Source organism: Pseudomonas sp. EA_5y_Pfl2_R50 (assembly GCF_963970475.1).
GTDB lineage: Bacteria > Pseudomonadota > Gammaproteobacteria > Pseudomonadales > Pseudomonadaceae > Aquipseudomonas.
On record NZ_CAXAPT010000018.1, the window covers coordinates 83,013 to 89,641 of the forward strand.

The window sequence follows — 6,629 nt, forward strand, 5'->3', positions numbered from 1 at the left end:
AAGCTTGCCGCTTGTAGCTGGGAGAATCCCATGAGTCTGGAAAACATCTCCTGTCAGAAAAGTTTTGGTGGCTGGCACAAACGCTATCGCCATCGTTCCGACGTGCTCGGTTGCGACATGGTGTTTGCCGTGTACCTGCCACCGCAGGCCGAGCAGGGCGGCAAATTGCCGGTGCTGTACTGGTTGTCTGGCCTGACCTGCACCGACGAGAACTTCATGCAGAAGGCCGGCGCGATGCGCATGGCTGCTGAACTCGGCTTGATCATCGTTGCCCCGGACACCAGCCCGCGCGGCCCGGATGTGCCGGGCGATCCGGATGGCGCCTGGGATTTCGGTCTCGGTGCCGGGTTTTATCTGAATGCCACGCAGGAGCCGTGGTCGCGGCACTATCGGATGCATGACTATGTCGTGCAGGAATTGCCTTCACTGGTTGAAGCGCATTTCCCGGCATCGGACAGACGCAGTATCAGCGGCCACTCCATGGGCGGCCACGGTGCGTTGGTTTGTGCGCTGCGTAATCCGGGTCGCTATCAATCGGTATCGGCGTTCTCGCCGATCAACAATCCGATGGATTGCCCGTGGGGTCAGAAGGCGTTCTCGCGCTACCTGGGTGAAGACCGTTCGAAGTGGAAAGAATGGGACGCTTGCGCACTGATTGCCGAGGCGGATGAAAAACTGCCGCTGCTGGTCGATCAGGGTGATCGCGACGACTTCCTTGAAAAACAGCTCAAACCCGAAGCCTTGCAACAAGCCGCAAAACAAGCAGGCCATCCGCTGGAGTTACGCCTGCAACCGGGCTACGACCACAGCTATTTCTTCATCTCAAGCTTCATAGACGACCACTTGCAGCATCACGCACGCGCCCTTGAGGCCTAATGCAGGTAGAATCACGCCCTGACAAAAATCGGGGCGTTTTTTTATGCGTATTGGCCACGGCTATGATGTGCACCGTTTCGCTGAAGGCGATTTCATTACTCTGGGCGGCGTGCGCATTGCACATGGCTTCGGGCTGCTCGCTCATTCCGACGGTGACGTCCTGCTGCACGCCTTGAGCGATGCCTTGCTCGGCGCCGCTGCGCTGGGTGATATCGGCAAACATTTCCCGGACACCGACCCGCAATTCAAGGGCGCCGACAGCCGTGTGCTGCTGCGTCACGTCGTGGCGTTGATCCACGCCAAAGGCTGGAAAGTCGGCAACGTCGATAACACCATCGTTGCCCAGGCGCCAAAAATGGCCCCGCATATCGAATCGATGCGCGCGCTGATCGCGGCGGATCTACAAGTTGAGTTGGATCAAGTGAACGTGAAAGCTACCACCACCGAAAAACTTGGGTTTGTCGGTCGCGAAGAAGGTATCGCCGTGCACTCCGTTGCCTTGTTGCTGCGCGCATGAATGAACTGCAATTGCTCGGCCCGCGAGCCTATGGTGAAGCCCTCGGCACTGCGGTACTGAAAGCCATCGCCGAAGATTTTCAGGTCGATGAAGTCCTCGACATCCCTTTCAGTGGCGACGGTGAGCACCTGTGGATTTGGGTGGAAAAGCGCGGCCTGAACACTGAAGAAGCCGCGCGACGTATCGCCAAGGCTGCCGGCGTGCCATTGCGCACCGTCAGCTATGCTGGCCTCAAGGATCGTCAGGCGCTGACCCGTCAGTGGTTCAGCGTTCAGTTGCCGGGCAAGGCTGATCCGGATCTGACGGCGGCGGAAAACGATACGCTGAAGATCCTCAAGAGCACTCGCCACAAGCGCAAGCTGCAACGGGGTGCGCATTCGGCCAATGGTTTTACGTTGCGTCTGACTCAGTTCGACGGCGACAAGGCTGCCATCGAAGAGCGCCTGCAACTGATTGCCAGACAAGGCATCCCCAATTATTTCGGCGCCCAGCGTTTTGGTCATGACGGCGGCAATGTCGTCGATGCGCGTTCCTGGGCGGCGCGCAAAGCACTGCCGGAGCAGCGCAATGTGCGTTCGCGTCTGCTGTCGACTGCACGCAGTTTTCTGTTCAATCAGGTTCTTGCCGCGCGGGTCGCCGACGGTACCTGGGATAAAGCCCTGGTCGGCGATCTGCTGGCGTTCACGGACAGCCGCAGTTTTTTTCCGGCGGGTGAGGCCGAATGTAGCGATCCGCGTCTGGCGATTCTCGATCTGCATCCGACCGGCCCGCAGTGGGGCGAAGGTGACTCGCCGACCGCAGGCGCGGTCCATGATCTGGAGCAGGGGATTGCCGCCGGTGAAGCGGAGCTGCGCGATTGGTTGATTCACGCCGGCATGAGCCACGAACGTCGCATCCTGCGGCTGCCCATTGGCGGGTTGACGTGGCATTATCCCCAGCCTGACATTCTGCAACTGGAATTCGTCCTCCCGGCCGGATGCTTCGCCACCGTATTGGTGCGCGAACTCGTTGATCTGGTGCCGGTGGGGCAGACGGACAGCCCATGCGTATTCTGATTTCTAACGATGATGGGGTAACCGCACCCGGTCTCGCCGCGCTTTATGCTGCGCTGGCGGATTACACCGAATGCGTGGTTATCGCCCCGGAGCAGGACAAAAGCGGCGCCAGCAGTTCGCTGACGCTCGACCGTCCGTTGCACCCGCAATACCTGGCCAACGGCTTTATCAGCCTCAACGGCACCCCGACTGACTGCGTGCACCTGGGCCTCAATGGTTTGCTGGAGCGTGAGGCCGACATGGTGGTTTCCGGTATCAATCTGGGCGCCAACCTTGGTGATGACGTGCTGTATTCCGGAACAGTGGCGGCAGCGCTTGAAGGGCGTTTCCTCGAGCGTCCGTCATTCGCTTTTTCCCTCGTCTCACGTCAGGTGGATAATCTTCCTGCGGCGGCCTACTTCGCGCGCAAACTGGTCGAGGCCCATGCCGGGCTCGATCTGCCGCCGCGCACGGTGCTCAACGTGAATATCCCCAATCTGCCAATCGACCATATTCGTGGTATTCAACTGACCCGCCTCGGCCACCGCGCCCGGGCGGCGGCACCGATGAAAGTGGTCGACCCCCGTGGCAAGGCCGGTTACTGGATCGCCGCTGCCGGTGATGCTGAAGACGGCGGCCCGGGCACTGATTTTCACGCGGTGATGCAGGGCTACGTGTCGATCACTCCGTTGCAGCTTGATCGCACCTTCAACGACGCCTTCAGAAATCTCGATGGCTGGCTGGAGGGACTGCGCTGATGGCTCGCGAACACGAAGACCGACTGCGCAGCGGCATTGGCATGACCTCTCAGCGCACGCGGGAGCGGTTGATCCAGCGTCTCTACGAAGAAGGCCTGTCCAACGCCAAGGTGCTGGAAGTCATCCGCCGTACACCGCGACACCTGTTCGTCGATGAAGCGCTGGCGCACCGGGCGTATGAAGACACAGCGTTGCCGATTGGTCACAACCAGACCATTTCCCAGCCTTATATGGTGGCGCGCATGAGCGAGTTGCTGCTGGAGGCGGGCCCGCTGGACAAAGTGCTGGAGATCGGCACCGGTTCCGGTTATCAGACTGCCGTGCTGTCGCAACTGGTCGAGCGGGTGTTCTCGGTTGAGCGCATCAAGGTATTGCAGGATCGGGCCAAGGAACGTCTGGTCGAGTTGAACCTGCGCAACGTGGTATTCCGTTGGGGAGATGGCTGGGAAGGCTGGCCGGCGCTGGCGCCATACAACGGCATCATCGTCACTGCCGTGGCCACCGATGTACCGCAAGCCTTGCTCGATCAACTGGCACCGGGCGGGCGCATGGTGATTCCGGTCGGTTCCGGAGAGGTGCAGCAATTGATGCTGATCGTGCGCGAAGAGCACGGTTTCTCCCGACACGTTCTAGGCGCAGTGCGTTTCGTTCCTTTATTGAACGGGCCGCTCGCCTGAGCATTTGTTTGCGGGCGCTGAATTCCTTCCCGCGGCTTCGGTCTTACACCGGCGGCCAGAGTTTAAACGCCGCCGACTGGTCACTTGCAAACGTGTGCGCGAAGCGATTTCGCTTCATTGAGGGTAAAGCCGATTCGGGCCGTTATACTTGCGACACTTCATGCCCGAATACGGCATTCCAAATTTTTCAGCCACCACAAAGGGAGCGGCGGGTGAGTCTCACAGTCATTGCGCAGCGTATGGGTAACACGAGCTTTCAGCGCCTGGTGACTGGCCTTGTCTTGAGCACCTTGCTGGTCGGTTGCTCCAGCACCAAATCGGGTAACGTGCGCGTGGTTGATCGCAACAATGCGGTTGCTCAGCGTCCTACAGTCACGACCGGACAGTATGTAGTCCGTCCGGGCGATACGCTGTTCTCCATCGCGTTTCGCTACGGTTGGGACTACAAAGCCCTCGCTGCCCGGAACAATATTCCTACGCCTTACACGATCCACCCGGGTCAGAAAATTCGCTTCGACGGCCGCACTGGTTCAACGTCGACAGCGGTGGTGAGCAACGCCAGTTCTTCACCTTCTTCGTCGAGCAAAACCACGGTTATCCGGCGCCAGGCGAATGGCACGACGACCACTACAACTACCGGTTCCAGGGGCGTTGTACCGTCCGTCGCCAACAAGCCGGCACCCGCTCCACTGCCTCCGGCAGGCCCAGCCCCGACCGGCTGGGGATGGCCATCTAATGGCATTCTGATTGGTAAATTCTCTTCAAACGGTAGTTTGAATAAAGGAATTGATATCGCCGGAGATTTGGGACAGCCTGTTTTAGCTGCGTCTGATGGGACGGTGGTTTACGCCGGGAGTGGCTTAAGGGGCTACGGCGAATTAGTCATCATCAAACACAGCGAAACCTACGTCAGTGCTTACGGACATAACCGCAGGCTGTTGGTTCGGGAGGGACAGCAGGTCAAGGTCGGACAGACAATTGCCGAAATGGGGTCAACGGGTACAGACCGGGTGAAACTGCATTTTGAGATTCGCCGCCAAGGTAAACCTGTAGATCCGCTGCAGTTCCTGCCAAGACGTTGATTTGTAAGCCAGCCTGTTCCGTCGCGTAGAGGGGACAGGCTCCAGCGCTGCCAAGGATAAAGGCGTCGCTTGAGCTTGGGGTCGAACTCACCAAAGGACTATAACAATGGCTCTCAGTAAAGAAGTGCCGGAGTTTGACATCGACGATGAGGTTCTCCTTATGGAGACCGGCATCGATTCGGATTCGATGTCGAATGATGAAGGGGCTGCTCCACCTTCCGTTCGTTCCAGATCCAAACACTCCGCTTCACTTAAACAACATAAGTACATCGACTACACGCGGGCACTTGATGCCACGCAGTTGTATCTCAACGAAATCGGCTTTTCCCCATTGCTCTCCCCGGAGGAAGAAGTTCATTTTGCGCGCTTGTCGCAAAGTGGCGATCCTGCGGGACGCAAGCGCATGATTGAAAGTAACTTGCGGCTGGTGGTGAAAATCGCCCGGCGTTACGTCAATCGGGGGCTGTCGCTGCTGGATCTGATCGAAGAGGGCAACCTCGGATTGATCCGCGCGGTGGAAAAGTTCGATCCCGAGCGCGGCTTCCGCTTCTCGACCTACGCGACCTGGTGGATTCGTCAGACCATCGAGCGCGCCATCATGAATCAGACCCGGACCATCCGGTTGCCGATCCATGTGGTCAAGGAGCTCAACGTGTACCTGCGGGCTGCACGGGAGCTGACGCAAAAGCTCGATCACGAACCTTCACCCGAAGAAATCGCCAACCTGCTGGAAAAACCGGTGGGCGAGGTCAAGCGCATGCTCGGCCTGAACGAGCGGGTTTCTTCGGTCGACGTCTCGCTGGGTCCGGATTCGGATAAAACCCTGCTGGACACCCTTACCGATGATCGTCCGACCGATCCGTGCGAACTGCTGCAGGATGACGACCTTTCGCAGAGTATCGATCAATGGCTGTCAGAACTGACCGACAAGCAGCGCGAGGTGGTTGTACGCCGCTTCGGTCTGCGAGGCCATGAGAGCAGTACGCTGGAAGACGTCGGCCTGGAGATCGGTCTGACCCGTGAACGGGTGCGGCAGATCCAGGTGGAAGGTCTCAAGCGGCTGCGTGAGATCCTCGAGAAAAATGGCCTGTCGAGTGAGTCGCTGTTCCAGTAAGCGTCTTGAAGGACCGCCCACACAAAGCCCCGACTGGTTCGGGGCTTTTTTGTTATCGATTTACAACCGTTGGTCTGATCGAGATCTATGTAGTCATTTTCTGTAAGTCATTGCTTACTCTTTCGTAAGTGTTCGTTATTTTTACACAGCGGTAGAAACCGATCAGGCTAAACGAAGATCATCAACTCATTGAAATACAAGGTTATTTTTTATTGTTAAATGTTGATGACAGCCGATTTTGACGGGTGGGGCCAATTGCTCTCGCCAAGGAACTCTCTAATATCGGGGTTGTGTCGACGGACAGACACGCCCTTCAAGGAAGAGGGGAACGGACATCGCAGGATGCGATTCATCAGGACGATGAAAAGGAATACAGGGAATAGGGAAAAAATGTGGGCGGGTCATACCGCCCCTTTTTTTGCCTGTAGAAAAGTGAAATCTGCCTGTCTAGTCCTGAAATAGGTTTACACCTGTTTCAGTCTCAAAACGCCCGATGCACCGCATCGGGCGTTTTGTATTTCAGGGACAAGTGAGGTCGCTTACGGTTATAAATTTCTATCGATTCTTCAAC

7 protein-coding genes are annotated in these 6,629 nt (G+C 57.7%); all 7 read left to right on the forward strand.

Annotated features, from left to right (window positions below; translation table 11 throughout):
* Positions 1-30: 30 nt before the first annotated feature.
* Positions 31-876 (forward strand): S-formylglutathione hydrolase, encoded by an 846-nt coding sequence (gene fghA / locus AACY19_RS24755; RefSeq protein WP_339454195.1) that lies wholly within the window; start codon positions 31-33, stop codon positions 874-876.
* Between the two features lie 43 nt (positions 877-919).
* Positions 920-1,393, forward strand: a complete 474-nt coding sequence (gene ispF / locus AACY19_RS24760) for a 2-C-methyl-D-erythritol 2,4-cyclodiphosphate synthase (RefSeq protein WP_007907189.1) — start codon at positions 920-922, stop codon at positions 1,391-1,393.
* Positions 1,390-2,448 (forward strand): tRNA pseudouridine(13) synthase TruD, encoded by a 1,059-nt coding sequence (truD, locus tag AACY19_RS24765; protein ID WP_339454196.1) that lies wholly within the window; start codon positions 1,390-1,392, stop codon positions 2,446-2,448. The genes ispF and truD overlap by 4 nt, the downstream gene beginning before the upstream one ends.
* Positions 2,436-3,185, forward strand: coding sequence for a 5'/3'-nucleotidase SurE (gene surE / locus AACY19_RS24770; protein WP_339454197.1), 750 nt, complete (start codon positions 2,436-2,438; stop codon positions 3,183-3,185). The genes truD and surE overlap by 13 nt, the downstream gene beginning before the upstream one ends.
* A gap of 41 nt (positions 3,186-3,226) precedes the next feature.
* Positions 3,227-3,862 (forward strand): protein-L-isoaspartate(D-aspartate) O-methyltransferase, encoded by a 636-nt coding sequence (locus AACY19_RS24775; protein WP_169841266.1) that lies wholly within the window; start codon positions 3,227-3,229, stop codon positions 3,860-3,862.
* 212 nt (positions 3,863-4,074) lie between these two features.
* The gene (locus tag AACY19_RS24780) at positions 4,075-4,944 is read left to right on the forward strand and encodes a peptidoglycan DD-metalloendopeptidase family protein (RefSeq protein WP_339454198.1); all 870 of its coding nucleotides are present in this window, start codon (positions 4,075-4,077) and stop codon (positions 4,942-4,944) included.
* Positions 4,945-5,050: 106 nt separating this feature from the next.
* On the forward strand, positions 5,051-6,058 hold the full coding sequence (gene rpoS, locus AACY19_RS24785) for an RNA polymerase sigma factor RpoS (protein ID WP_103486013.1): 1,008 nt from the start codon (positions 5,051-5,053) through the stop codon (positions 6,056-6,058).
* Positions 6,059-6,629: the final 571 nt, after the last annotated feature.